The organism is Candidatus Nitrosotenuis aquarius (assembly GCF_002787055.1).
Classification (GTDB): domain Archaea; phylum Thermoproteota; class Nitrososphaeria; order Nitrososphaerales; family Nitrosopumilaceae; genus Nitrosotenuis; species Nitrosotenuis aquarius.
On record NZ_CP024808.1, the window covers coordinates 1,120,290 to 1,146,078 of the forward strand.

27 protein-coding genes, 2 tRNA genes and 1 pseudogene are annotated in these 25,789 nt (G+C 41.1%); 15 read left to right on the forward strand and 15 right to left on the reverse strand.

The window, feature by feature from the left end; all coding sequences use genetic code 11:
* Both NAQ_RS06615 and NAQ_RS06620 read right to left on the reverse strand, forming a co-directional pair.
* A complete protein-coding gene (locus tag NAQ_RS06615) occupies positions 1-501 on the reverse strand; it encodes a nucleotide exchange factor GrpE (RefSeq protein ID WP_245871560.1) in 501 nt (166 codons plus the stop codon).
* A 26-nt stretch (positions 502-527) separates the two neighbouring features.
* The gene (locus tag NAQ_RS06620) at positions 528-1,670 is read right to left on the reverse strand and encodes a hypothetical protein (RefSeq protein ID WP_100182786.1); all 1,143 of its coding nucleotides are present in this window, start codon (positions 1,668-1,670) and stop codon (positions 528-530) included.
* Between the two features lie 65 nt (positions 1,671-1,735).
* Between NAQ_RS06620 and NAQ_RS06625 the strand changes: the two genes are divergently transcribed.
* Positions 1,736-2,755 (forward strand): DUF354 domain-containing protein, encoded by a 1,020-nt coding sequence (locus tag NAQ_RS06625; RefSeq protein WP_100182787.1) that lies wholly within the window; start codon positions 1,736-1,738, stop codon positions 2,753-2,755.
* Positions 2,756-2,796: 41 nt separating this feature from the next.
* Positions 2,797-2,869 (forward strand) — tRNA-Gln (locus NAQ_RS06630).
* Positions 2,870-2,876: 7 nt separating this feature from the next.
* Here NAQ_RS06630 and NAQ_RS06635 read toward each other — a convergent pair.
* Positions 2,877-3,638, reverse strand: a complete 762-nt coding sequence (locus tag NAQ_RS06635) for an ABC transporter permease (protein ID WP_100182788.1) — start codon at positions 3,636-3,638, stop codon at positions 2,877-2,879.
* Positions 3,622-4,560 (reverse strand): ABC transporter ATP-binding protein, encoded by a 939-nt coding sequence (locus NAQ_RS06640; protein ID WP_100182789.1) that lies wholly within the window; start codon positions 4,558-4,560, stop codon positions 3,622-3,624. Before NAQ_RS06640 ends, NAQ_RS06635 begins: the two co-directional genes overlap by 17 nt.
* Before the next feature lie 75 nt (positions 4,561-4,635).
* Between NAQ_RS06640 and NAQ_RS06645 the strand changes: the two genes are divergently transcribed.
* Positions 4,636-6,030 (forward strand): single-stranded DNA-binding protein, encoded by a 1,395-nt coding sequence (locus NAQ_RS06645; RefSeq protein WP_100182790.1) that lies wholly within the window; start codon positions 4,636-4,638, stop codon positions 6,028-6,030.
* On the opposite strand, the gene NAQ_RS06650 is transcribed toward NAQ_RS06645, so the two are convergent.
* Positions 6,027-8,774: a DEAD/DEAH box helicase gene (locus NAQ_RS06650; protein ID WP_100182791.1), complete on the reverse strand. Its 2,748-nt coding sequence runs from the start codon at positions 8,772-8,774 to the stop codon at positions 6,027-6,029. The two genes, NAQ_RS06645 and NAQ_RS06650, sit on opposite strands and share 4 nt — an antisense overlap.
* Positions 8,775-8,881: 107 nt before the next feature.
* Entirely contained in the window at positions 8,882-9,577 is a 696-nt protein-coding gene (locus tag NAQ_RS06655) for an ATPase domain-containing protein (protein ID WP_320410611.1), read from the reverse strand.
* 65 nt (positions 9,578-9,642) lie between these two features.
* On the opposite strand from NAQ_RS06655, the gene NAQ_RS06660 reads away from it, so the two are divergent.
* Together NAQ_RS06660 and metK are read left to right on the forward strand one after the other, a co-directional pair.
* Positions 9,643-9,885: a U6 snRNA-associated Sm-like protein LSm6 gene (locus tag NAQ_RS06660; RefSeq protein ID WP_100182792.1), complete on the forward strand. Its 243-nt coding sequence runs from the start codon at positions 9,643-9,645 to the stop codon at positions 9,883-9,885.
* A gap of 9 nt (positions 9,886-9,894) precedes the next feature.
* Complete coding sequence (metK, locus tag NAQ_RS06665) at positions 9,895-11,052, forward strand: methionine adenosyltransferase (RefSeq protein WP_100182793.1); 1,158 nt, start codon at positions 9,895-9,897, stop codon at positions 11,050-11,052.
* Here metK and NAQ_RS06670 read toward each other — a convergent pair.
* Positions 11,047-11,883, reverse strand: a complete 837-nt coding sequence (locus NAQ_RS06670; protein WP_100182794.1) for an SDR family oxidoreductase — start codon at positions 11,881-11,883, stop codon at positions 11,047-11,049. The genes metK and NAQ_RS06670 overlap by 6 nt on opposite strands.
* A 53-nt stretch (positions 11,884-11,936) precedes the next feature.
* Here NAQ_RS06670 and NAQ_RS10340 point away from each other — a divergent pair.
* The 5 genes and pseudogenes from NAQ_RS10340 to NAQ_RS06695 form a co-directional block, all read left to right on the forward strand.
* Positions 11,937-12,128, forward strand: a pseudogene (locus NAQ_RS10340) (DnaJ domain-containing protein); the annotation flags it as partial.
* Positions 12,129-12,416: 288 nt separating this feature from the next.
* Positions 12,417-13,508, forward strand: coding sequence for a cobalt-precorrin-5B (C(1))-methyltransferase (locus NAQ_RS06680; RefSeq protein WP_100182796.1), 1,092 nt, complete (start codon positions 12,417-12,419; stop codon positions 13,506-13,508).
* A 36-nt stretch (positions 13,509-13,544) separates the two neighbouring features.
* The gene (locus NAQ_RS06685) at positions 13,545-14,600 is read left to right on the forward strand and encodes a cobalt-precorrin 5A hydrolase (protein WP_100182797.1); all 1,056 of its coding nucleotides are present in this window, start codon (positions 13,545-13,547) and stop codon (positions 14,598-14,600) included.
* Positions 14,597-15,349 (forward strand): sirohydrochlorin chelatase, encoded by a 753-nt coding sequence (locus NAQ_RS06690; protein ID WP_100182798.1) that lies wholly within the window; start codon positions 14,597-14,599, stop codon positions 15,347-15,349. Before NAQ_RS06685 ends, NAQ_RS06690 begins: the two co-directional genes overlap by 4 nt.
* On the forward strand, positions 15,339-15,968 hold the full coding sequence (locus tag NAQ_RS06695) for a precorrin-8X methylmutase (protein ID WP_100182799.1): 630 nt from the start codon (positions 15,339-15,341) through the stop codon (positions 15,966-15,968). The genes NAQ_RS06690 and NAQ_RS06695 overlap by 11 nt, the downstream gene beginning before the upstream one ends.
* Here the strand turns inward: NAQ_RS06695 and NAQ_RS06700 are convergent.
* On the reverse strand, positions 15,965-17,320 hold the full coding sequence (locus NAQ_RS06700) for a cobyrinic acid a,c-diamide synthase CobB (protein WP_100182800.1): 1,356 nt from the start codon (positions 17,318-17,320) through the stop codon (positions 15,965-15,967). The genes NAQ_RS06695 and NAQ_RS06700 overlap by 4 nt on opposite strands.
* Positions 17,321-17,382: 62 nt before the next feature.
* On the opposite strand from NAQ_RS06700, the gene cobO reads away from it, so the two are divergent.
* From cobO to NAQ_RS06715, 3 genes are read left to right on the forward strand one after another with little or no spacing between them, the layout of a single operon-like run.
* The gene (gene cobO, locus NAQ_RS06705; protein ID WP_100182801.1) at positions 17,383-17,913 is read left to right on the forward strand and encodes a cob(I)yrinic acid a,c-diamide adenosyltransferase; all 531 of its coding nucleotides are present in this window, start codon (positions 17,383-17,385) and stop codon (positions 17,911-17,913) included.
* 36 nt (positions 17,914-17,949) lie between these two features.
* Positions 17,950-18,750: a translation initiation factor IF-2 subunit alpha gene (locus NAQ_RS06710; RefSeq protein ID WP_100182802.1), complete on the forward strand. Its 801-nt coding sequence runs from the start codon at positions 17,950-17,952 to the stop codon at positions 18,748-18,750.
* Between the two features lies 1 nt (position 18,751).
* Positions 18,752-18,910 carry an RNA-protein complex protein Nop10 gene (locus NAQ_RS06715; RefSeq protein ID WP_100182803.1) on the forward strand — a complete coding sequence of 53 codons (159 nt, stop codon included), beginning with the start codon at positions 18,752-18,754 and terminating at the stop codon, positions 18,908-18,910.
* Here NAQ_RS06715 and NAQ_RS06720 read toward each other — a convergent pair.
* From NAQ_RS06720 to NAQ_RS06740, 5 genes are read right to left on the reverse strand one after another with little or no spacing between them, the layout of a single operon-like run.
* On the reverse strand, positions 18,907-21,567 hold the full coding sequence (locus NAQ_RS06720; RefSeq protein WP_245871562.1) for a peptidylprolyl isomerase: 2,661 nt from the start codon (positions 21,565-21,567) through the stop codon (positions 18,907-18,909). The genes NAQ_RS06715 and NAQ_RS06720 overlap by 4 nt on opposite strands.
* A 27-nt stretch (positions 21,568-21,594) precedes the next feature.
* On the reverse strand, positions 21,595-22,248 hold the full coding sequence (locus NAQ_RS06725) for an MBL fold metallo-hydrolase (protein ID WP_100182804.1): 654 nt from the start codon (positions 22,246-22,248) through the stop codon (positions 21,595-21,597).
* A gap of 19 nt (positions 22,249-22,267) precedes the next feature.
* Positions 22,268-22,651: a PIN domain-containing protein gene (locus tag NAQ_RS06730; protein ID WP_100182805.1), complete on the reverse strand. Its 384-nt coding sequence runs from the start codon at positions 22,649-22,651 to the stop codon at positions 22,268-22,270.
* On the reverse strand, positions 22,644-23,906 hold the full coding sequence (locus NAQ_RS06735; protein WP_100182806.1) for a translation initiation factor IF-2 subunit gamma: 1,263 nt from the start codon (positions 23,904-23,906) through the stop codon (positions 22,644-22,646). Before NAQ_RS06735 ends, NAQ_RS06730 begins: the two co-directional genes overlap by 8 nt.
* A 31-nt stretch (positions 23,907-23,937) precedes the next feature.
* A complete protein-coding gene (locus NAQ_RS06740) occupies positions 23,938-24,318 on the reverse strand; it encodes a S6e family ribosomal protein (RefSeq protein WP_100182807.1) in 381 nt (126 codons plus the stop codon).
* A 73-nt stretch (positions 24,319-24,391) separates the two neighbouring features.
* On the opposite strand from NAQ_RS06740, the gene NAQ_RS10430 reads away from it, so the two are divergent.
* A complete protein-coding gene (locus NAQ_RS10430; protein ID WP_256387147.1) occupies positions 24,392-24,514 on the forward strand; it encodes a hypothetical protein in 123 nt (40 codons plus the stop codon).
* Between the two features lies 1 nt (position 24,515).
* On the opposite strand, the gene NAQ_RS06745 is transcribed toward NAQ_RS10430, so the two are convergent.
* Complete coding sequence (locus NAQ_RS06745; RefSeq protein ID WP_100182808.1) at positions 24,516-24,689, reverse strand: zinc-domain-containing protein; 174 nt, start codon at positions 24,687-24,689, stop codon at positions 24,516-24,518.
* Between the two features lie 55 nt (positions 24,690-24,744).
* Between NAQ_RS06745 and NAQ_RS06750 the strand changes: the two genes are divergently transcribed.
* Positions 24,745-24,818, forward strand: a tRNA-Gly gene (locus tag NAQ_RS06750).
* On the opposite strand, the gene NAQ_RS06755 is transcribed toward NAQ_RS06750, so the two are convergent.
* Complete coding sequence (locus NAQ_RS06755; RefSeq protein WP_100182809.1) at positions 24,819-25,760, reverse strand: C39 family peptidase; 942 nt, start codon at positions 25,758-25,760, stop codon at positions 24,819-24,821.
* Positions 25,761-25,789: the final 29 nt, after the last annotated feature.

Here is a 25,789-nt window from a genome sequence, read left to right on the forward strand (position 1 = left end):
TTATTGCGATTTTTTTGATATTTCGACTAGTGTCGGTCTAAGCGTCCTATTATGAGAAATATATCCTTTCCTTAATTCTTTTGTAATTGTGTTGTCATCCAGAGAATTATCGTTTATGACAGCAATTGCCTCATGCAGATTTGGATCAAATATCTCTCCTAGTGCATTAATTGGCGTGACGCCATAGCTTTCCAAGAGCGAATCAATGTTTTTTAGAATTCCATCTAGGCCTTGCGCTTCTGGGTTTTCCTTTTTTAGGACTTCCTTTGCACGCACTAGATCATCATATATTGTTAGGAATTGTATCATGAATTTGTCTAGTTTTTCTGCAATACCGTTTTGTATGTCAGACTTGGTCTTGCGCTCTAAATTGATATAATCAGCAAGCGATCGCTTAAGTTTGTCTTCGCAGTTGGTCAGGCTTTGTTTTAGCTGCTCAATTTCATTGTTTAGGGTTTGCTCTACAGAAGAAGCAATTTGATCTTCATTTTGTTCTGACACGACAAATGATTTTTTGTATTCTAGTTTTATTCTTTGTGCGATATTTCACACAGCGGATTTCCTTTTATTATTATGAGATCGTTGTCTTTCTTTTTGCGCAAATGCTCATAGTCCGCTTTTGAACATATGACAAGAATTGTTGTTTTATCATTATGGAATAGATCCAGATTTGGATCCTCATATGCTTCCACATCTCCGATATAGTCGCGCAGTTTAGTGATCAGACTTTGTAGCATCTCTATTTTGTCTCCTCGCATTTCATGTTGGTCCAATGACCACGACAGTGCAATCTTTGTTCTGCTTGCCTTCAGATCGTTTTTCTTCAGAGTTGCACGGATTTCATCTATCAATCTTTTTATGTAGCCATCGATTCCCTTTAGGCTTCCATTAATTAGATACATCAGCGTGTTTGCGCCTTCAAATGAAGTGCCAAGTGAGCGCAGATCATAGAGTCCATTTACCATGTCGTCTAAGAACAGGTTTTGAAAATCGTCTGATTGTAGGTCTGTCTTTGTGATATCGTCTTGTGCGAACTTGCATACCTCAAGAACGCTACAAAGAGTGGAAAATCTTGAGAGCACGTTTATTGCATGGAAATGTTCTGATGATGAAATTCCTACAAACGACAGTTCTTTTTTGGAATTGGTAAGAAGATTTGCAAGGACAGGATCTGATTTGTTGTTAAATGAGCCTATTACCTTGGGTGGTTGATTTCCCCCTCCAAGTGGATAATAATAATACGAAATTGATTTTCCTACTTCAAGCCCAGTTACGTGTTCTAGTAATGAAATGTTTTCACCATTACCACCAATTCCAGTCGGTAGAGTATAGACGACAGAGCTGCCCTTTTTGAGCGACGATGTAGCGTCTTTGAATTTGGAGTGAACTTCGGTTTTTGTTTCCTGGCCTGTCTTTCTTATTCTTGGTGCAAAAAATAGGTATTGCGCCTTGGATATTGCAATGTCAATTGGCTCCATTGCAAGCAATGGCTCGTCTTCTTTTAGCGCAGAAACATTAGGATAGGTCTTGGCAATCTCTGCCTTGAGCGAAATTGCAGACTGGGAAGACTCGTCAATGATAAAGACATTAGCTCCATTTATTGCCATTTGACATGCAATAGAGTAGCCTTCTGTACTCAAACCATAAACTACTACTCTATCAGATGCCAATTCAATGGGACTAGGCACAAGACTAAGAAAAACTTATTGTATCAAAACTCAGCAGATTTGATGTCTTGAAGATTTGGTTTGACATTTTGACACCAAAGCAAATCTTGTTTTTTGATCCAATGATCAAACAATTGAGGAAGAACAATCCTATCTTGTGTACAACTAGAAACTATCGTGAAGTAAACGAGCTTTCAAAACTAAAGAAAATGAAGTTGACAGTAGTAGGAAAACACGGTGGAACTACAAAGCCCGGCAAACTAGATGCCTCACTAAAAAGATGTATCAGTCTTGGTGCGATCATAGAAAGATTCAAGCCAGATCTTACCATAAGCTTTTGTTCCCCAGAAGCCTCACGTGTGGCATTTGGCCTTGGAATCAGGCATGTTGCCTTTTGCGATTCACCGCATGCAGAAGCAGTAATGAAACTATCAATACCTTTTGTCGATAAGCTGCTAATTCCATGGATAATACCAAAAAAAGAATTTACAAGATATGGGATTGCGCAAAAAGACATCATTCCATACAAGGCAATTGATGCAGCGATTATTGTTAAAAATGCAATAAGAACAAAGATAAGAAAAGACAAGGAAAAAACGATCCTAATCAGAGTAGAAGAAGAACAAGCTGCATACGTACAAAAAAACAATCACACAATCCAGATGATTCAAAAAATCTCTAATAATCTTCCACAGTACAAGATATCGGTGCTTCCAAGATACAGATCCCAAATTGTTAAACTCAAAAAAACACTAGAGAATAGAGTTCAAATTCTAAATAAAACCATGATCGGCAGCGAATTATTGCAAAATGTGGATGTCTTTGTTGGATCCGGAGGAACTATGACTGCGGAATCTGCTCTGATTGGAATTCCAACAATATCATACAATGCGGCACCAAACTTGGTCCAAGACTATCTTGTGAGAAAAAAACTCGTCGTGCTTGAATCAAATCCAGACAAAATAATTTTGCAAATTGAAAAATTCCTGTCATCAGATAACAAATCTTTGCAAAAAAATGCGCAAAAAACTTTGGCATCAATGGAAGATCCTTACAAAAAACTGATCCAAACAATCAGAAAGCAATAGAAAATATCAATAATAGGGGTTTTTGAGGAGTCATTACAGGAAGCCCGGTAGTGTAGCGGTCAAGCATAGGGGCCTTTGGAGCCCTTGACCCCAGTTCGAGTCTGGGCCGGGCTACTTGGTTTTACAAATCTAATTTTGTGAGAAGCTTTATTGCAACTATGAACAAAATTGTTGCAACACTGACTAGTACTGCCATCTCAAGCATGACAAATTCGTCAAATGTCCCAAAGATTCCCGCACGAATGATATCAACTAGATACGTCAGTGGGTTTAGGTAAAAGCCGGTTGCCAGAGGCTCTGGCGCTCCTTGTGCTGGATAAAATGCGGTGCTCACAAAGGCAAAAAACAGAAAAACCGTGTTGATTATTACGTTGAATCCCTCACTTGATCGAAGCCTAGTTGAAATTATTGATGCAATGGAGCCAAACAGAATAGAGCCAACAATAGAAGCAAAAACAAGAAATGGAATGGTAAACAAGTTGAACTGGACTGATTTGAAAAATAATGGAAAACCAATTGACGTGATCAGAGCAGCACTGATCAACCCAACAATAGCTATTGTGCAGACATTGCTCAAAATGTAATGGCTGCGCTTGAATGGCCCAACCAAAATTTGCTCAAACATTCCATGTTTTCTGTCATTCCAGATTATGATTCCAGAAACCAATGTACTGTTCATTATGTTAAAGCCAATCATGCCAGACGCGATGAACGCTGGATAATCCAGTGACATTTCCCCAAATTGGACAGAATCGATTAATGCGGTATAGGCAAATCCTGCCACAAAGATATACACAATAGGGAATATTACCTGCCACACTAGGAATCCAGGATTCAGAGATATTGTCAGGTTTCTGTTTACTAGCCTAATTGTTGGATTCATTTGTATCCCTGACCATTTTAAGAAAGATCTCCTCAAGCGTAGTCGGCATTGCAGAAAGGTCCTCTATTGCAATATTGTTTTCAATTAGAATCGATAATACTTGCGACAGTACAATTTCCGCCTTGCTTGACTGTATTATGATGTCCGTTCCGGTGTTAAAGTCAATGGTGCACCCAGAGATTCCCGATAATAGATATGATAGCCTGTCGTGTCTGTCCAGAAGATGGATTTTGATAGTTTTTTCCTGTCCAAACGTTGCTTTGAGTTGGTCTGGTGTGTCTACTGCCAGAATTTTGCCCTTGTTAATTACTGCAATTTCATCGCAGAGATACTCTGCCTCGGTTAAAACATGCGTAGTATAAAATATGGTCAAGCCTGCATTTGCTTTTTCTTTTAGATAGTTCAAGAGCCTACGTCGCGCGCTAGGGTCCAAGCCTACTGTTGGCTCGTCCAAAAACAACAGTTCCATTTCGTGCATGAATTCACGAGCTACCTGAACGCGCCTGCGCTGTCCAATTGAGAGATCTTCATTCTTTTTCTTTCTTATTTCTCCCAAGTCAAACACATCGATTAGCTCCTCTGTTCTTTGTTTTCGGGTTTTTTTATCCACGTCCCACATCATGCCATATTTTTCCAGAGACTTTTCCACGGACAAGTTTGGCTCATAGCTAGGTTGTTGCAGTACAACTCCTATCTTTTTTCTTACGTCAAGAGGATTTTTGATCGCATCTACTCCCAAAATTTCAATTGTTCCACTTGTTGGCGGAATCAAAGTTGTGAGCATTTTGATCGTAGTTGACTTTCCTGCTCCGTTTGGTCCCAAAAATCCAAACACCGCACCTGGTTTGATGTCAAGATCTATTCTATCCACTGCCACTAGATCTCCATATGATTTGAAAAGCGATCTGGTTGTAACGGACACTGATCTGATGTGATCTCATCTCTTAATTTACATTAGTGAAATTCTTATTAGTACATCAAACTATGGTAGATCAAATTGTCTGAATTTGATGCACTACTTTCCAAATTGCTGGAGCTAAAACCAGATCTCTCAAAATCTGATGTGGAGGCCCTGATCGCAAAGAAAAAAGAAAAGATCGGTGCTGGCTACCTTACAGACCAGGGCGCATTATTTCTGGTAGCATCCGATCTAGGCATTACAATCTCAGAACCACCAAAAAGTGAGATTGCAATTAAGGACCTGCATGCAGGGGCAAAAGAAGTAACACTGCAGACGCGCGTACTCAACGTATCACCAAAAAAACAGTTCTCAAGAAAGGACGGGTCTCAGTTTTACCTTCGAAACATGACTGTATATGACAAGGACTCGGCAGTAGTTGTAAAGCTCTGGGATGAAAAGGCAAACCTGCCAGAGATGACAAATCTAAGTCCAGGCGACCTAATAAAGATAATCAAGGCATATATCAAGTCCGATCTCAACGGTCAGCTTACAGTCAACATTGGCTCTGGTTCTAGTATAGAAAGAACAGAGACAGAAAGCGCAATTCCATCCATTGATTCCATTACTAAGGATGTTTCTGAGCTAAAAGAGGGAGACAACAATGTAGTAGTGTCTGGAATGCTAGATGGACCAATTACATTTTCAGAATTTACAAACTTTAAAGGAATGCCTGGAACTGCCTTGCGCCTAAGACTAAAGGGAAAAGACGGTCGCTCCATACGAGCAGTACTGTGGGGCAAGACAGATTCAGAGATGCCAAAAGTCATCCCATCGGGAACCAAGGCACGACTCATTGGTGTCAAGGCAAAGACAAACCAGCAGGAACTTGAGATTCATGGAAACGAATCAACAACGTTAGACATTCAGGCAGAAAAACAAGTAGAACCGCTAGTAATCAGGATTCTTTCTTCAAATAAAAATGAAAATGGGCAAAAAATGATTCTGGGCGTAGACAAACAAAAACAACTATACAACATTGTCGACACTGCAAACATAACAGAGTCGTTTTCACAGGAGGATGTACTAGAATGCATGCCATCCAAGCTTTATGGAAACAATGTTACAATAGACTCTGAATCATTTGTTAGAAAAATTGACGAGGACTTGCCAAAGCTTGCGGATCTTCGAACCAAGATTACCGATATCAAGGCGGACAACAACACATACTGCATAGAAGCAATTATTCTAAAGGCACCAGAGAGAAGAAACGTACAAACAAAGACAGGAGAAACAATAACGCTTTCTGAAATGTATGTAGAGGACGACACTGCACAAATTTGGCTCAAAGGGTGGAGAAACCAAGCACGATTACTGGATGAGTGCACCATAGGCGAGATAATCTCAGTTACAGGAGTTACCGCAAAGCAAGGCTTGGAGGGAAGAACTGAGCTGTTCTTGACTCCATACTCAAGCATAAAGAAGAAAAACTAGTCCCAAAACCCTCGCGTAGTCACATACTGGCGTTCTGCCTCATAGATTTGCCGATATAGTGTTTCCTCATCAACCATATTTCTTAGGATTCTTGATGCAGTGTCAACCCCCACTCCATATCCAGACAGAACTATGAGTGCAGTTTTTCCAAAATTTTCCAAAAGCGACGCCGCCTTCCATGCACGGGAAAATCTGCGATTCTCATCTTGGGTGATCTTTTTTCCTGCGGACTTTTTTTGTATGATTTTTGCTAGATCATAGTCAGAATAAAACGTCACAGCTACCTGTCTTGCTTTGCAATATGGGCAGATTGGAATGTTTTCTATTTCATTTGTTTTCATTACTCGTTCCCATTTCCCACATCTGGCACAGATGAACCTGTGTGAGGTTTTGAAGAGGCGTGCTTTTACCAAATCAAGTATTCCTTTGTCAATACTAGTGGGCGATGAGTAGTACTTTGCAGTATGATCCAGAATTGGTTCGGCAAGCTTGGAGAATTTGTTTTGCTCAAGCCAATGGATTTGAATATTTTGGGATTTAATGTCAGTCAGAATCTGTGTTGTCTTTTCCAGATCATATTTGTCATGGAATAATTCTCGCAAGGCTTCCTTGACAAGAGGAGTTTTGATGTATCTCTCAAAGAGAAATCTTGCCGATTTTTTTTCATATACGGCGCCTCGCCCAACAACTCCGAATTTTTTTGCCACATTCCAGGTTCGCCAGCTTACATTATGTGTTCCACCTAATGACGCAGTGACTATTTCGTATAGATCGTATGTGTCTGCAAGAATTTGCTTTACGTGATTTTCCAGAATTCTCCCCTTGGATGACAAGACAATTCTATACGCATCTGATCGTGCATCTACCTGTAGTCCTGTCTTGGAAGAAAGCATTGATGAGAGTAGTGTGGCCAAAGTAGAGTTTGTCTTTGTGCCAAAGCAGCTATGAATCACTATCATTCCCTGGCCGCGCACAGATTCGACTACAATTGTTTTGTCATCAGGAATTATTGGCAGATCAAGCTGAGTGATAACATTGTCAGGCAGAACTAGCGAGCCTACACGTATCTTGCTTCGGAACTTGCCCACCTTCGACGCGGTTTTGTAGTCGACTGGAATGTTTTCTCCCTCCCAATAAGGTACCGTGATTCCACCTGAGCGAATTGGTTCCACGTTTACTTTTAGTGAGGATTCATCTACATTGATGATTCTCCACTGGGAGCCACGCAAGACAAATACATTTCCAGGATCGCCAAAATCCCCTACAAATCTCTGATCAAGGCTTCCGATTATCTTTTTTGACACAGTATCGATTACCTTGAATTTTAGAATGTCAGGTATAGTGGACAGATTTTCAAAATAATATCTATAGCACTTGGAGGTTTTCTTAAAGGTCATCTTTTCCTTGTCAAAAAATATCAGATAGTTAGATTCCAGCAGCTCAAGGACGCCAACCAGATCATCTAGTGTGAGGTTTCTGAAGAGGAATGAGTTTCTGAAGAGATCCAGTGCATCACTAACAGACATGGAGCCAAGCTGCATCGATAGTCCCACCAAGTGATGTGCGAGGACATCAAGGGATCCATCATGGATCAGTTGATCCTCAATAGATCCTTCATGAATTCGCTCCAGAATTGCTTTTGTTTCTAGTTCGTCATCCACATTGTTTGTTACGATCAGGCCTTTTGCGGAAGAATGTTTGTTGTGTTTGCTTCGGCCTATTCTTTGCATAAATTTGGAGACCTGCCTTGGGGAGCCATAGTGTATCACAAGCTCAACTGAGCCAATGTCCAGTCCAAGCTCAAGAGATGATGTGCATACGACTAGTCGCGATTTGCCGGACTTGAGGTTGTCTTCTGTCTCTTCACGTACTTGTTGTGACAAAGAGCCATGGTGTAATTCAACTGAGACGGGGGATTTTTCACGCAAAACTGATGCTAAAAATTCCGCTTCGCCACGCGTGTTTGTAAAAAGCAACACGGGAGAATCTAGATTCAGTTTGGCAAGATATTCTACTATAAAATCAGCCACATCGCTAATGGTTCCATTTACGTGCTTGATCTCTACATCATATTTTCGAATGGTGTTGTCACGGATTATTTGGTATTTCCTTTTGGTTCCAACTAGGAATTTCGCCGCATCATCAGTATTGCCAACTGTTGCGGAAAGGCCTATCCTTGTGATTGGATGATTTGTGTTTATTTGCAGTCTCTCAAGACTAAGCGACAGCTGAGATCCCCTTTCATTGGATAGCAAATCATGGATTTCATCAATTATGACCCATTCCAGCTCTGATAGTGCATTTAGCATTTTTTCCTGCGTCAGTAAAATCACCAATGTTTCTGGTGTAGTAATCAGAATGTCTGGAGGCAGAGCAGTTATTCTTTTTCTGGCTGCCTGTGATGTGTCACCATGGCGAATCTCTATTGACAGGTTTTCTGATTCTGCATACCTGATTATTCTTTTGAATACATCTCGATTTAATGCCCTAAGCGGAGTAATGTATAATGCCTTTATCTTGCCTGTCTGCCTACTTGATGATACAAACGAAAATACTGGGATCACGGAACACTCGGTTTTTCCAGAACCCGTTGGCGCTATGATTAATGAGTCTTTTTTCTGAATGATTAGTGGTACTGCCTTTTTTTGGATCTCCGTTAGATGCGTAAAACCTAGGCTATGGAATTTGTCTAAAACAGAGTCAAGTAGTTTGTTGTGTGTTTTTTCTTGACTTTGCTCGCTCATACACCATTATTCCGACAACTCCAATTGCAAACAGCACCACAGAAATTATAGGTATGGAGTCGAAAATTCCTGCCATGGTTTGTAGATATATGCCAGAGTTAAATAGCTTAAGGCAGATCAGACAAGCCTTGTTTTGTTATTGTATATAGAAAATGATTTTTTTTCATCGGGTTAATTACTTGGCCTTCATAGTTTGCTTGCTTTCTAGCAAGCTTGATCTTGATGTGCGTGTATAATGATATAATGGAATCCATGTTTTCTTGTTCAAGTTCGTCAACTTTGCGCATCATGTTTGTAATTACAATTGGAATTTTTGTTTGCGATGTAATTTGAGATAGTTTTTTCATGTATGTGGAAAATTGTATTGTCTTTTCGAGAATTTGTTCCTCTTTTGGATATTCAAACGAGAACAGATCAGTAACATTGTCAATTATTATTAGGGAAAAATCAGATTCCTGAATTTTATCAAGACTGTTTTGTTGTTCCATTACATTTGTTATTCTTCCAACAGTAATTTTATCAAGAAAGTCTGCGTTCATTTCTTTGCATTTTGCCATTTCCACTAATCGTTCGGGCCGAAAGTTTCCCGTTGTGTCTTGATAGAAGACTTTGTTGTTCTCAGACATAGAGTTTAAGATAATTTGTAGTGCAAGCTGGGTTTTGCCTGTTCCACTTGCACCAAAAATATCAGTAATTGTCGAGCTTTTCAATCCGCCACCAAGAATTTGATCCAATTTTTCAAGTCCGGTTCTGATCATGCCAATAAAATCTACAAAAATACAAAAAATAAACGAATCCAGCATTTTTGCTATAAAATAGGCAAGGCTTTTATTCTGGTTACCAAGCTAGCAACTCAAGAGAACAACCATTGTCACAAGTAAGCGCAAAAAGACCTTTAACAACACTACAAAAAAGCACTAAAAAGAAAGTCACCGTACGACTAAAGAACGAAGTAGAGTACAAAGGCAAAATGGACAATGTCGATTCATACATGAACCTGATTATGACTGATGCTGAAGAACTACACGACGGCAAAATTGTTGCAAATTACGGCAGAGTCATAGTTAGAGGAAATAACGTACTATTCATCAAACTAGAAAACGACCTGTAGGTAATCTCAATGGCACGAAGTTTCCTTTTTACTTCTGAATCAGTAACAGAAGGACATCCTGACAAGATTTGTGATAAGGTTTCAGATGCACTGCTTGACGAGTTTTTGCGACAGGATCCAAACTCACGAGTCGCAGTAGAAACAATGACTACAACAGGAATTGTAGTAGTTGCAGGCGAGGTAACAACCAAAGCAAAATTCGATATTCAAGATGTGGTCAGAAGAACAATTAAAGAAATTGGATACGACAAACCGGAATATGGTTTTGATGCAGACACATGTAGCGTCATGGTTTCAATCCATGCACAAAGCCCAGATATTTCACAAGGAGTAACCGCAACTGAAAACAAGGACCAAGGCGCAGGAGACCAGGGATTGATGTTTGGTTATGCAGTAAACGAATCAAATGAACTAATGCCACTGCCAATACTACTTGCACACCAGCTTACGCGAAGACTATCTGAGTTGAGAAAAAGCAAGGAATTACCATGGGTAAGACCAGACGGCAAGTCCCAAGTCACAGTAGAATATGAGGACGGCAAGCCAAAAAGAATAGAGGCCATAGTGATTTCGACTCAGCATGCCCCAGAAGTCAGCAATGATGAGATAAGAAAGCAAATCATTGAAAAGATCATCAAACCAGTTTGCGGCAAATGGTGGAACGACAAGATCAAAATTCACATAAATCCAACAGGACGATTCGTAATCGGAGGCCCACCTGGGGATTCCGGCCTAACAGGAAGAAAAATCATAGTAGACACATATGGTGGTGCTGGTAGGCATGGTGGTGGAGCATTTTCTGGCAAAGACCCCTCCAAAGTAGATAGATCAGCTTGCTATATGTGCAGATACATTGCAAAAAACATTGTTGCCGCAGGCTTGGCTGAAAAATGCGAAGTCCAAGTTGCATATGCAATTGGTGTTGCAGAGCCAGTCTCCTTAATGGTAAATACTTTTGGCACAAGCAAAATTCCAGAGGAAGAAATCGAAAATCTAGTGCGTAAGCATTTTGACATGAGGCCGGCAGCAATCATTTCCCAGTTAGATCTAAAGCGACCAATCTACAAGGACACTGCAGCATTTGGTCATTTTGGAAGAACCGATGTTGCCTTGCCATGGGAAAAAACTGACAAGGCAGATACTCTCAAAAAGGCAGCAGGCCTATAATACAGGAAATTCTAGTTTTATTCCAGAGAGCTTTTCGAGTTTTTTGTGACTAGACGTAAAGTCGCCAATCATAATATTGAGATCATCAATTCCATATGGGATCTTTTTTGGGTTATTGAGTGCGGCAAAATAGGCCTCTTCCAGAGGGATTTTTTTGATTTTAGCTTTTTTACCTCTGATAAACTTTTTTACATAGCTTTCAAAGCTGATTGTCCTTGGGCCAACCAGATCAACTATTTGGCGTGAGAGTTTTTTGTTCGTAACACAATTAAAAATTATTTTACAGACATCACGTATTGCGATAGGCTGTAGCCTATACAGTCCAGAGCCAGGTATTTGTATCGTCCCTTGCTTGATTTGCTTTGAGAGGTTTTTTGTCAGAGGATCATCCGTCCCAACAATATATGATGCTCTAAGAATTGTGTAATCAAGGCCTGATTTGATGATTAGTTGTTCTGCCTTTAGCTTTGATATGAAATATCCAAATGTTGTAGAATCGCTAACGCCTAGGCCACTTATGTAAACAATTTTGTGTATGTGCGATCTTTTGCACAAATCAACAATTTTTTGTGTTTGCCTGACATTAACCAGTTCATAATTGGCATCCTTGGTTTGAGCACCGATGCCAATTAAGTGAATTAGTGCATCACATTTTATTTTTGGAATATCATCCAAATCTGAAAAAACAATGTTTTTTTCTGATTTGAAATGCTTGTGTTTTTTTCTAGACAAGGAAATTACCGAAATGTTTTGATCTGCGAGGAATTGTCTGAGATTTTTCCCTACAAATCCAGTAGAGCCAGAGATCGCAATTGTGAGTTGTTTTGCCACAAACTTGGAAAATCAAATATAATTTTAAATGTTAAATCAGACTAGAACACACATTGAATGTAGCTCAGTGCTATGAAATTCTTGAACTACAAAAAGATGCATCGCACAAGGAGATAAAGCAAGCGTATAGAAAACTATCACTTAGGTATCACCCGGACAGAAACAAAAACAGCGATGCTGAGAAGAAATTCAAGGAAATAACGCACGCATATCAAATCCTAAAACTAGAGCAGAAAAAGAGCAACTCTACACATAAAGACGTAGAAACAGCGCAGGCCGAGTTTTGGAAATATTATGACAAAAAGACCTCTGAAGAAGTCCATTTTGGCTATGAGGCATATAGAGAAGGGCTCAAACGTAATTTTGGAGTCAACGTCGACGAGTTAAGAGAGGCGCAAGAGAGGCCGGTATCACACAAGATGACTCATTTGCTGCTATATGGAGGTCTTGGCGCAATAGCAATATGGATAATCATTTCAGAGATACTCAAATAATCCAACAAGAGTTATTATCCAAAAATAGAATTATTCATTGTGAGTGAGACAGAAAAGCCTCGCCAAAAACTGAGAACGGGTTTTACTACAGGCACATGTGCAACAGCAGCTGCAAGGGCAGCACTGATATCAATAATTACAAAAAAGAAGATCAATTCCATCAAGGTTTCACTGCCAAAAGAAAAAGAAATAACAATCAATGTTGCAAGCTGCAAATTTAGCGATACCACATCAAGATGCTCTGTAATTAAGGATGGGGGAGACGATCCAGACGTTACACATGGTGCAGAAATATTTGTCGATTTGGAAATTACAGATAACATAGGCCAGATCGAAATTGACGGTGGAGATGGGGTTGGGCGGGTGACAAAGCCAGGACTAGGCCTCGAAATCGGTTCTGCTGCAATAAACCCCACACCGAAGAAAATGATAATTCAAAATTTGACAGAAGTTGGAAAGGAAGTTTTGCGAAAAAATGGAATTAGGGTTGTGATTTCTGTTCCAAAGGGAAAAGAGATCGCGCCAAAGACAGACAACCCAAGACTTGGAATTATAAATGGAATATCGATTCTTGGCACCACTGGAATAGTAATTCCATATTCTACAGCATCGTTTGCTGCTTCAATACGTCAAAGCCTTGATGTCACCATTGCAATGGGAGACAATACCGTAGTTCTGACAACAGGTGGAAGATCTGAGGATTTTGCGAAAAAAGAGATCAAACTGCCAGACCATTGTTTTGTTCAGATGGGTGATTTTTCCGGATATACAATTCAGCAATGTGCCAAAAAATCAATCAAAAAAGCACATGTTGCTGGATTCATAGGTAAGCTAACCAAGATCGCAATGGGTGTAAAGCAGACTCATGTAAAGGGCTCCAAAGTAGACATGGATTTTTTGGCAAAAATGGCGCAGAAATGCAATGCAGGCCAGGAAGTCATACAAGAGATAAAAAAAGCAAACACCGCAAGACATGCCCAAGAAATCATAATCAAAAACAAGATAGATGGCTTTTTTACTGCCATTTGCAAGGAGGCCCATGAGCAGATGCGTGCTCACTCTGAAAATAAAGTTGAGATTGACGTAATTCTCTTTGACTTTGATGGTTGCGCACTAGGTAGATATCCCTAGCAAGAAATTTTATCTAGCAACAAAAAACGGCAAGACATGGACAAGGTTGCAATTTTGGCAATTACAAAAAACGGCATCAAAATTGCATCTACAATCAAACAGCTTTTTCCAGGCTGGGAAATCTTGGCGCCATCAAAATTCCAAGACAGCGCCATTTCTGCGACATGGTATGAAGAGCAAACGTCAGTCAAGATGGCAGAACTTTTTAGGAAATTCGATGGACTGGTTTGTCTATTTTCCCTTGGTGCAGTAATAAGGCTGATCGCGCCATTTCTCAAGGACAAAAAAACAGACCCGGCGGTAATAGTAATTGATGACAAGGCAAGCTTTGTGATTTCCGCCTTGTCCGGCCACCTAGGGGGGGCAAACGAGCTAACAGAAGAGATTGCCAAAAAGATTGGCGCAACACCAGTAGTAACTACGGCAGCAGATGTAAACAAGACCATACCAGTAGACTTGGTTGGCCGAGAGTTTGGCTGGGAAATAGAAGACGACTCTAATGTTACCAGAATCAGCGCTCTTATGGTAAATGAGGAAAAAATCGGAATATACCAAGATGCTGGAGAGAAAAACTGGTGGAAGTCAGAGCTACCAAAAAACGTCACAATCTACCAATCAATCGAACAACTCACGCAATCAAATTCCAAGGCATATTTGATCATATCAGACAGAATAATAGACGAGGTTATTGCAAGAAATTCTGTAATATACAGACCCAAGACACTTGTTGCCGGCATCGGGTTACATGGAGACACCTCAAAAGAAAAGATCAAAGAATGTCTGAGCCTTACTCTGGCAAAACACAATCTTGGTGCAAAATGCATAGCAAGACTTGTTTCAATCAAAAAACCAAAAGACGTTCAGGGATTAGTTGATGCTGCAAAAGACATGCAAGTACCACTAGAATATTTTGATAGGGAGGAGCTTGCCAAAGTTACCATTCCAAACCCCTCACAGATGGTGGAGGCCTATGAGGGAACCCCAAGCGTATCAGAAGCTGCTGCAATCAAGAGCTCAGGTGGAAGACTAGTCGTTGAAAAGCAGAAATTCCCACCAGATCTTACAATTGCAATAGCAAGGATTGAAAAATGAAGCGCGGACTATTACTAATTGACAGAGGAAGTAGGGAACAAGAGGCAAAGGACGAGCTAGAATACATTTGCAAAAAGGTCCAGCAAAAGGGAAACTATGTCTTTGTAAATTATTGCTTTTTGGAGGTGGTTCCGCCGTTTATTGAGGAAGGAATCACAAACTGTCTCAAAGAAGAAATCGATGCACTGACTATAGTTCCATATTTTCTATATCCAGGAAAAAAAGTCAAAATTGCAGTAACAGAGGCAGCAAAACTCCAGGCAAAGACCAAGGTCAAGTTCGCAGTGACAAAACCAATGAGCATGCACAAGACCATGGTAGACATTGTCAACTCCAAAATAGAATCGGCCTTGAAGAAAAACAACATTACACTATCAAACAATAAAGTAGATGTTTTGGTGATAGGCCATGGCAGCAAGGACCCAAACGCCCAGATATCAATGAAATACGTAATTGATAATCTCAAGCCAAGCTACAGAAATGTCGAATATTGTTTTTTGGAAATAGAAGAGCCAAACATTGCGCAGGGAATACAAAAATGCGACAAGAACAGTCCAGAAGTCCTAGTAATTGTGTTTTATTTCCTGCACGAGGGCGCACATGTAAAAAGAGACATTTACCAAGATCTCAATCCGGCACTGGAAAAATCCAGTCTGAGAAAAACCATCATAACAGAACACATTGGAACAGACGACAAGATGATCGATTTTGTTTTAGAGCGAGCACGTGAGGTAGAGAATGCAAACTAGGAAAGGCCAGTCTATAGAAGACGAAAGCATGGAGATAATAGAACGTGAGATCGGCCCTCATCCCTACAAAGGACACGAGTGGAAAATAGTGCGCAGGGTGATTCATTCTACTGCTGACTTTGACTTTGCAGGCAAAAATGGATTGGTGTTTCATAAAGATGCGGTATCGTCGGGTCTTGACGCCCTAAGGTCAGGCAAGAACATCATAGTTGATGTAAATGGAATAATCGGCCTTCTCAACAAGCAAAACCTGACTGACTTTAAGACAAATGTAATTTGTGACATTTCAAATCCAGACGTTGTAAAAGAAGCAACAAGACTGGACAAGACTCGTGCCCAGACAGCCATGCGAATTAGGGCAAAAGAGATGAACGGTGCAGTGGTGGTGATCGGTAATGCCCCTACTGCCCTCCTAGAAGTAATTCAGATGATAAAAGAAGGAATAACAAGTCCGGGCCTAATAATTGGCGTACCAGTCGGATTTGTCTGTGCAGCAGAATCCAAGGATGATCTGCAAAAGATAGACATTCCGTTTATTACAAACAAGGGTAGAAAAGGTGGAACTCCTTGTGCTTCTGCAATTGTCAATGCCCTCTTCAAGATAATTCGAGAAGGTTAGGTTCTAGAAAATTTCACGCAATTATTTACAAAGTTTTGAGCATGTGCTGCCCTATCAAAATAAAGGTGCATGTATGACGCCAGAGTATTATCTTGAATCAGTCCGTCTTTTTTGTTTTTGATTCCAACTCCAATTGAAAGATCATATGCAAATTTGGCATCCTTTGGTATTGAGCTTATCTCGGAATAATGGAATTCATGGCCAAACAGCCTTGTCGCACTTTTTGCAATTACACAATTTGAGATTACATTTGCCCTAGTATAGTTTAGTGTCATTTTCTTTTCCATGCTTGTTGTGGCGTCAAATAGGCCTACCATTGGATATTTTTTAGAATCATATTCAATTGATTTTGTAAGATACATCAGTCCTCCACATTCGCCGTATATCGGCATGTTTTGCTCTGCCAGTTTTTTTATTGATTTTTTCATTGATTGGTTTTTTGCAAGTGGCTGCCCTAGCACCTCTGGAAATCCTCCGCCAATGTAAATTCCAGAACATTCCGGTGGAGAATCATCAGAAATTGGGCTGAAAAACTCTATTTTTGCTCCATTTCTGCGCAGCGAATCAAAATTATCATAATAATAGAAATTAAACGACTTGTCAAGGGCAACGGCGACTGTCACCTTGGGCTTTTGCGGTTTTTGCCTAGATGGGTTTGATATTGCGCCGGCACGATTTGCAATGGAAATTATCTTTTCAATGTCCAGATTAGCACAGATTGTCTTTGCTATTTTTGTGATTTTCTGCTTGAGATGTGCTTGCTCTACTGCAGGAATTAATCCAAGATGACGTGACTCTAATGATAGTTCGGAATTTTTTGGAATGCAGCCAAGAATTGGGATTTTTAGTGGTCCAAGTGCTGCCTTGCACATGTCTTCGTGTTTTTTGCTTCCAAGCTTGTTAAGGATTAGTCCCGCAATTCTAGAGTTTTTATGAAATTTGACATAGCCTAACACAGTTGCCGCAATAGAGCGAGCCGTCCTGCTTGTATCCAATACCAGAATAACTGGAGATTCCAGAATTGTTGCAATGTGATGAGTGCTGGACTGGTTTGTTGTCCCGGAAAAGCCGTCATAATACCCCATCACCCCCTCTATAACAGAAACATCTGATTGGGAATTTTTTGCAAAACTCTCAAGTGTTGCATCCTCTCCCATTATCCAAGAGTCCAAATTTCTTGCAGAATTGCCTGATATTGCGGAAAGATATGTCGGATCGATGTAATCTGGGCCAACCTTGAACGGTTGGACTGAATATCCCTTTTGTTTGATTCCATAGATAATTGAACATGTAATCGAGGTCTTGCCAACACCACTTGTGGCACCCGCAATTACTATTCTGGGAATATTCATTTTCTTTCCCTTAAAGTTGGAACTATACCAATCTTTTTCTAGCCTAAAATGGTTTTTCGATTATGGATGAAGGTCTTGTTATTGTATATACAGGCAAGGGTAAGGGAAAAACCACTGCCGCACTAGGCATGGCACTAAGAGCAATAGGCCACGACTATACAATCTGCATGATCCAGTTCATCAAAGGATCTTGGCATTATGGCGAGATGAGCTCATCAAAAAGACTAGAACCAGAGTTTGAACTAACGGCGGTAGGAAAGGGCTTTGTCGGTATTTTGGATGACAAGACACCAAAAGAGGTACACCAAAAAATAGCAAAAGAAGCAATAGAGATTGCCAGGCAAAAAATTCTCTCAGAAAAATACAACATCATAATTCTGGATGAGATCAACTATGCAGTAAACTTGGAACTAGTCGATGTGGATAATGTGTTGGATTTGATAAGAATTAAGCCACAAAAAGTAACCTTGGTGCTGACTGGAAATCATGTAAAACAGCAGATAGTTGATGCAGCAGACTTGGTGACCGAGATGAGAGAAATCAAGCATCCGTTTCAGAAAGGAATTCGCGCAAAAAAAGGCATTGACTTTTAGACAACATTAAATTATGTAGCCCAAGCCAGAGCTGCATTGGTCACTCAAACTCAGGAGCTTCCAGAAACAGGCGAGATTGTTCTTGCAACAATCACCAAGCTGACTGATCACGGTGCATACGTAACCCTAGACGAATACGACAATATGCAGGGCTTTTTGCACGTATCTGAGATTGCTCCAGGATGGGTTCGTTCTGTTAGCAAGTTTGTGCGTGAGGGCGAAAAAAAGGTTCTCTTGGTAAAAAAGGTAAATCCAGGCCGATCCGAAATTGATCTTTCACTAAAACAGGTATCAAAGGAACAACAAAAGAAAAAGCTCCTTGAGGTAAAAAGAATTGAAAAAGGGAAAACACTGCTGGATGCGGTAAAGACATCGGCAGAGCTAACAGACAAGGACATTGAAAAGCTAGAGGATGCGATTTTCTCAAAATATGATTTTGTTTATGACGCGTTTTTGGATGTAGCAACAAAGGGAATTACTGCATTAGATGAGCTCAAGCTGGCAAAAAAGACCGCATCTGCAATACAAGAGACAAGCTCCAAGATAAAGCCGCCATCTGTTGAGATACGCGGAATTTGCGAGCTGACATGCAGCCAGCCAAACGGTGTTGAAGTAATCAAGAACGCAATCTTGGATTCTATTGGTGACCAGACAGCAAGTATTTCTGTTACCTACATTGGCGCGCCAAAATACAGACTAAGTGTCACAGGTCCCGACTTTAAGACAGTAGAAAGAATGCTCAAGCCGGTTCTTGACAAAATTCAGAAGATCATAGAAAAGAGCAACGGCACGTTTAGCTTTACCAGGGAAGAGTCAAAAAAGACCAGGGAGGGTTAACTTGAAGTTTCAGCTTCGCAAGTGCCCAGAGTGCAAAAAATACACACTAAAGGAAGAATGTCCCGCTTGTCAGGCAAAAACCGTGACGGCTCATCCTGCCAAATTCTCGCCAGACGACAAGTACGCTCGCTACAGAATAATGAACAAATTCAAGGACTAGGAAATTCTAATACTCTTAATTCGTGCCGCCTCAAAGTCAACCGGCCTATCATTTAGATCAGTTTGTAGTGATGCTATTTTGTCAACTACTTCTTGGCCTTGGATAACTTTACCAAATATCGTGTACTTGCCATCTAGGAATGGCGCATCGCCAGTCATGATAAAGAACTGCGAGCCTGCGCTGTTGATGTCGGTTCCACGCGCCATCGACACTACATATTTTGTGTGCTTGAGATTACTGATTTCTGCATCGATGGTATAGCCAGGTCCGCCTGTTCCCCATGTTCCCGGTGGCTGGTCCTTTGTGTTTGGATCTCCTCCCTGTATTACAAATGTGGATATGATTCTGTGAAATAGGGTTCCGTCATAGAACTCCGAGTCGGCCAATTTTACAAAGTTTGCAACCGTGTTTGGCGCAATTTCTGGATTTAGCTCAACTACAATATCACCAAAGTTTGTAGATATTGTCGCAATTGGATTAGTTGATTCTGTAGTTTCAGTTGGGGCTACTGGCGTCGTGGCCGGTACGGCTGGAGCTTCTGACGACACATAGTTCTTGTTTATTTCATAAATCAGAACACCATTGATTGCCCCAGTTTCCTTTATGAAAAAGCCAGGAGACATGTATGCTAGCTTTAATGGGCCATTTCCTTCTTTTGGATACTTCATGTCATCAATATACACTGGTGTGAATCCTGAAACATAAGCGTCGGCTTGTCTTTGGCTTGCAAGATCAACATAGCCATATACGGTAAATGGAATCATTCTACCAAGTAGAGTGTTATTCCAAAACTCTGGGGTAGAGCTTACACCATCATCGTACAGGAATTGTTGTACATCGAAACCGCCAATTCTCATAAACCATTGTTTTTTGCTCTCATCTCCACCACCATTTACAAAGAACAGTGGAGGATCTTCCGTGTTGATTCTCTGTGCTGCTACATAAATCAGGACATAGTCTGCGTCCATTTCTTGCAGTATCTTCCATCCTTGGTCAGGCGTGCTCAAAAACGCCTGAGCCATCTGCTCTATTCTCCAGTCAATCAAAGTAGCATTGTCTGCAATGGATCTTCTCTCGCCTAGTGTCGTAATCCAATAACCATAATCCCACCACGACGCCACAACTGCATCATCTGGAGTGTTTTCCCTAAGCCAGGCCATGGCATCAAGCCAGTCACTTGTTGCAATGTTGTAGTTGCTTCCGCCGTTCAGTATTGTTGGCGGTGCCTTTCCACCGTTTATCCAATTTGCGCTTGCCGGCACCATCATTGGTGTGATCAGAAATATTGTAATTACAACCAAAAATGAAATCTTGATTGTTTTTGGATGAGATTTGACTAGTTTTTTGCTTTCCTGCCTTGTGGGTTTGAAGATTTCTTTTGTCAATAACGCAAGGCCTACAGAACCCAATATCACAAGTGCAAGAGATGAGAACAATTCCAGTCTGATAAATGCGGAGCTAATGTATACGCCAAGCAGGCCAAAGATCAGTGCAAATACTTGGACGTCTCTTCTCTGGTTTGCGTCATTTGTGAGATTCTTAAAGACAAGCCAGACTCCGATTCCAGCAAACACCATAAAAACAGAATTGAACAAAAATGACTGAAATACCGTGGTTGTGGCGTGCTCTGCTACAGAGTCAGTTAACGGATCAAGTGTGGTCAAAAACGGATTTACTGCATTAAGGTATCTAAAGCTAGGCAGGCCAAACACGTTTGCAGAGAGTATTCCAATTCCGGCAAGTATTATTGCAATTAAAAACAACGCAGTATAGCGTCGCGCCTTTTGCTCACCAGTAATTTTTTGGATAAATGACGATGCTATCAGGAATAATGTCGGGCCGATTATCATAAGGCCGCTTGCCTTGCCAAAGAACCCAAGGCCTGGTCTTTCAAGAGGTGCAAGTGAGATCGCCAGGCCCAATATGAATAGAGGTATTGCCCATCTCAGAAAATTGGTATCCTTTCTGGTAAATGGCAATGATAAAATGAAAAGTCCTATTGGAAGGACAAAAAAGTCGGTTCCGCCCCACGCTGAAAATGCAAAGCCAAGAAGTATTCCTCCGCCAACTAGTTTTGCTGCGGCTATTTTGTGCGAGGATGATTTTATTCCGCTCAAAAATAGGTATACCGCAAGCAATCCATAGAACAGTCCCAATGGTTCAGACTTGAACCAGCCAAGCGAGCCCCTTGAGATTATTGGCAACGATACAGAATACATAAGTGACGCAAACAAGCCAGCGGTGGTTCCGCCAATTACCCGAACAAGTGCAAATACGACAATCGCAGTAAGCGAGCCAACAATCAGAGGAAACACAATTGTAAATCCATACAAATCCCCGCCAAACGCGCCATAAAGCACTGCAGTGGTTATATGCAACATGACCTGGGATGTTCCTGCAACATCTCGTCCAAACGGATACCAGCTCATGTCGTCGTGCCATTCAAAATATGCAGGGATTCCGTTTTCTACTATAAACTGGGTTGCCCGGTAGTTGAAATACGGATCAAACTCGTTTAGCTGAAACCCATAGTCTGCTGGCTGGCCTCGAATCATTGCAGATATGGAAAACGATAATGACAAAACTCCAATTATGAGTAAATGGTGTAGGTAAAACTCAAAGCTGCCTACAGAAAACAGTCTTTTGTTAGAAAGCAATTGTGTTTTTTGCCCAAAGTGTGTTTATTACTCTTTTGTGGGTATTTGAACTTGGCATGTACTAACAAGTTTTTTGAACGACTCTGCATCATCTTTGTTTCCAATAATGCTTCCATAATGCATCGGTATTGCAAGCTTGGGCTTTACTCCAAGAACAGAGCTTGCCGCCTCCTTTGCAGTCATGACGTATGTTCCACTCACTGGCACAAAGAACACATCTGGTGCCAGTCCATTCATTTCAGGGATATAGTCAGTGTCTCCCGCATGATAAAACGTCGAATTGTTAATTGTTATTATGAATCCGACCTTTTTGTCCTGCTTTGGGTGAAACGGCTGGTTTGTTTGTGGGTTTATCTTGTCAAGATTGTACGCAGGAACAGCTCTTATCTTGATGCCTGAAACAGTCTTTTCCTCGCCTGGTTCTATTCCAATTATCTGATTGTTTTTTGCCTTGATTTGACCTAGGCATTCCTTTGCTGCAATGATTGTGGTTTTCTCGGTGGATATTTTTTTCAGATCGTCATTGCTTAGGTGATCAAAATGATTGTGTGATACTAGAACAATGTCAGCGTTGATTTTTTTTTCTAGCTGGTATGGATCAATGTAGATAGTCAGGCTGCTATATGATAATGTAAAGGTGTCATGGCCGTACCACTTGATTTGCACTCCATTGTACTCCATGGGTATTATTCTGGAATAATCAAGTTAAACCTTTGCTGGCTTCAAGCACTATTCTGTTGTTTGCTATGGATATGACAGAGCCGCCGTGGTTTTTTATTTTGTGTTTTAGGGCCTTGTCTATTGTTGCGATTACTCCACCTGTATCTTTGACATAAGACAAAATAGAGTCATCTGCAAAACTTCCGCCAATTTTGATTGTCTGGAAATTCCTGATGTATTGTATGGTAGCGGTTGCCTCCTTGGTCTTTTCTTCTTTTTTTGCTAGATTTTTTAGCTCTGCAAGAACAATATCTGGCACCAAAAACTGGATTTCCCCAATGTCTGTATCAAGTGTGGCTAGATTTTTGATTCGGTGATTAGCTAGATGGATTAGAAAGCTCGTATCGCATATTACCTTAACCAACTATTCCTGCACCAATTAGTCTCCATCTGTCCTCTATTTTGCGGCTCAGTGCAACATTGCTTTTCTCAAAAAGGCATACTGGTCGCTTGAACTGGACCTCGATTTTTTCTGATTTGACTTTGGCTACTTTTGCCAAGACCGGGGCTGTGCCAATGTTTAATCGCAAGGATTCTCCTACCTGTATTGGCAGTACTTTGATGTCATTCATTGTTCCAACTGCAGAATCAAAGAGGCTTACCTCCAGTCGTGCATCGGATGCATTCTCTGGTAGTGTTTCTGGCTTGCCAATAACGCTTCCGACAAACGAGTCGCTTCGCGTCATTGATGGATCAAGTTTTGTGCCAATTGCCACTAGGCCTCCAGGCTTTACATTATCTACAATTCCTGCAGCCGTGCCCAAAGAGATGATTTGGGTTCGGATTGGCTCGTAAGAGTTCTTTTTGGGATTAAGGATTCCTGGCTTTATCTCGATTTCATCACCTATTGAGAATGTTCCCTGTGTGAGGCTTCCTCCAATTACACCTCCTTTGATGTCTTTTATTTTGGTTCCAGGCTTGTTTACATCAAATGATCTTAACACGTGCATTACCGGCTCTTTGGATTCTGCCCTAGCCGGAGTAGGAATTGTTTCCTCTATTGCGCCAATTAAAGCATCAATGTTTAGTCTTGATTGGGCAGAAATTGGAATTATTGGGGACTTTGCTGCCTTGGTTCCCTTGACAAACTTTACAATGTCGGCATAATTTGCAGTCGCATCCTGATATGATATTAGATCAACTTTGTTTTGAATAATGACAATTTGCTGGATTCCAAGAATTTGCAATGCTAGGAGGTGCTCTTTTGTCTGGGGCTGAGGGACCTTTTGGTTTGCCGCAACTAGCAATAGTGCGCCATCCATTAGTGCAGCGCCAGAGAGCATGTTTGCCATGAGGCTTTCGTGTCCAGGACTGTCCACAAAACTGACTACTCGGGACAGCTCGCTTTCCTTTCCGCAATTTGGACAGGTCGGCGTTGTGGAATAGCCTAGCGGCACCTCGCACTTTTTGCACTTGTAAAATGCTGCATCGGAATAGCCAACGCGAATAGTGATTCCTCGTTTTAGTTCTTGACTGTGAACGCTAGTCCACTGACCTGTAAGTGCCTGGATTAGCGTTGTTTTGCCGTGATCTACATGTCCTGCAGTGCCAATGTTGACACATGGTTGGTAACCATATTTTTTTACATACCAATCAGGTAAAGTTTCACGCCAATGCAATGAAAAACTTCGAAAACTGTACTATGTTAAGTTATGCCTTGTTTTCTGCCGGAGGTGCTTCTTCTATTTTGAGCTCGCCATCATAGGAGCAGTTCAGCTGATAGATCTCTTCGGAAATTGTGTTTCCTCGCATTAGTCGTCTTTTGCGTTGGCCGTCGCTGACTCGCTTGAGGCCGACTCCCTTTGAGATGAGGACTTGCTTTCTTGCAGAGCCATAAATGTCTGCGCGCATTGGAATTCCGGACTTGTCGCTGCCTCCTGTGATTTTGAGTTTTCCTGCAAGGCCTGCAATTGCCGCGTCAACCTCTCCGCCAAGATGCAGTCCAATGAAGGCATTTGCCTCTTTGTCCTTGATTTCTTTGGAGACTGACTTTCCCTTCTTGTCCGATATTGTTAGCTTAAAGTTAGCCAAGTATTGCTCAGTTTTTTTGGCCTGCTAATAAACCATGTGAAAAAATAAAAGCAAATGATCCACAATAAACACCATGAAAGAAGAAATCGCATGCCCCAGATGCAACAACAAAATGGACGACATGCAAGCATGCCACATGGTTTGTAGTAATTGTGGTGCTCACCTTGACTGCTCAGACAAGGGCTCTTTCTGGTAGATTATAGTCCTGGCCTTTTTGGCAGATAATCAATCGACATGTTGACTGCCTTGTCCTTCATTATTTCCAAATAAGTGTCATAGTCTGCTTCAAAATTGCAGTGCGGGCATTTTACCTGCGTTACATCATCGTCTAGCTTTGCAACCCTGTCGCATTCTGGGCACTTTGCATCCATGGTAGTGTAATATTCTCAAAACTATATTAACGCTAATTAGAAAAACTCGATCTGCGCGGTGTTAGTCCAGCCTGGCAGGACGTCAGCTTCCCAAGCTGAAGGTCGCGGGTTCAATTCCCGCACTCCGCACTAGAGTTCCTTTATTGCTTGTAGTATGTCTGCTTTGTCTTTGGCGTTTGGGGAATATTTTAGATAGTTTTCAAAGTCCTGTTTTGCTTGCTTGTTTTTGTTTTGCGACATGTACACAATTCCGCGGTTTTTGTAAATTGGGCCAAACCTGCTTTCGTTTATTTCTATTGCGGAAGAATAGTTTGATTCTGCCTTGTCGTACTGTTTTGTTTTGAGGTAATAGTTGCCTAGGCCCCTATACGCCAGATAGCATTTTTTGTTAGAGTCTATGCTTTTTTGGTAATATGAGACGCACTCTGCCAAGTTTTTCTCATTGTATATTCCGCCTAAAAGGCACAATGCAGTAGAGTTAGAGGCATCAAGTGTGATTGCCTCCTTTAGTGATTTTATTGCCTCGTCTGGTTTTGCCTGCAAGTTTAGCTTCTCAGATACAAAGCAGAGCCGGTTTGATTTTTCCTTGGACTTGTTTTCTACATGTATTTTGGATATGATGTCTGGCGGGGCAAGCAGTATCATCAGCATGCCGTCTTCTTGCCAGAGTTTTTCAAATTGTTTTTGAGGTATTGCGCCAATTTGGTCCTGCTGTGGGATATAATGGATGATTGTCTTTTCAGAATCATCATAGCCGGAAATCACTGATGCGTGCTGGACTGTCTCGTACAGTCCTGGTAAAATAACAATTGGTGGAATTCCCATGTCGATTATTTTTTTTAGCTCTGGTATGGTAGAGTGCAGAATTAGGCTGCCTAGGCCGTGTCGCTCTGCAAGCTCGATTCCCTCAATTAGAATACTTCCCCGGACGTTTGGGTATTTTTTTGCAATTTCCTTTGCCTCCGATATTGGCAGGTTAACGTTCCAATATTTTGAGACAGCACTTATTGCCAAAGGAAGACAAATGTTTTCCTCGGTTACCTGTGGAAGTAAGAGTTCGTGCTCACTCATTATTTTTTGAGCCTGGTGTTTTGTATTAA

Coding starts and splice junctions, on each gene's coding strand:
- NAQ_RS06700 (WP_100182800.1), bottom strand. CDS start 17,320: ATGAATATTCCCAGAATAGTAATTGCGGGTGCCACAAGTGGTGTTGGC.
- NAQ_RS10430 (WP_256387147.1), top strand. CDS start 24,392: ATGAAAGAAGAAATCGCATGCCCCAGATGCAACAACAAAATGGACGAC.
- metK (WP_100182793.1), top strand. CDS start 9,895: ATGGCACGAAGTTTCCTTTTTACTTCTGAATCAGTAACAGAAGGACAT.
- NAQ_RS06745 (WP_100182808.1), bottom strand. CDS start 24,689: ATGGATGCAAAGTGCCCAGAATGCGACAGGGTTGCAAAGCTAGACGAT.
- NAQ_RS06685 (WP_100182797.1), top strand. CDS start 13,545: ATGGACAAGGTTGCAATTTTGGCAATTACAAAAAACGGCATCAAAATT.
- NAQ_RS06635 (WP_100182788.1), bottom strand. CDS start 3,638: ATGAATCCAACAATTAGGCTAGTAAACAGAAACCTGACAATATCTCTG.
- NAQ_RS06690 (WP_100182798.1), top strand. CDS start 14,597: ATGAAGCGCGGACTATTACTAATTGACAGAGGAAGTAGGGAACAAGAG.
- NAQ_RS06650 (WP_100182791.1), bottom strand. CDS start 8,774: ATGAGCGAGCAAAGTCAAGAAAAAACACACAACAAACTACTTGACTCT.
- NAQ_RS06755 (WP_100182809.1), bottom strand. CDS start 25,760: ATGAGTGAGCACGAACTCTTACTTCCACAGGTAACCGAGGAAAACATT.
- NAQ_RS06695 (WP_100182799.1), top strand. CDS start 15,339: ATGCAAACTAGGAAAGGCCAGTCTATAGAAGACGAAAGCATGGAGATA.
- cobO (WP_100182801.1), top strand. CDS start 17,383: ATGGATGAAGGTCTTGTTATTGTATATACAGGCAAGGGTAAGGGAAAA.
- NAQ_RS06725 (WP_100182804.1), bottom strand. CDS start 22,248: ATGGAGTACAATGGAGTGCAAATCAAGTGGTACGGCCATGACACCTTT.
- NAQ_RS06655 (WP_320410611.1), bottom strand. CDS start 9,577: ATGCTGGATTCGTTTATTTTTTGTATTTTTGTAGATTTTATTGGCATG.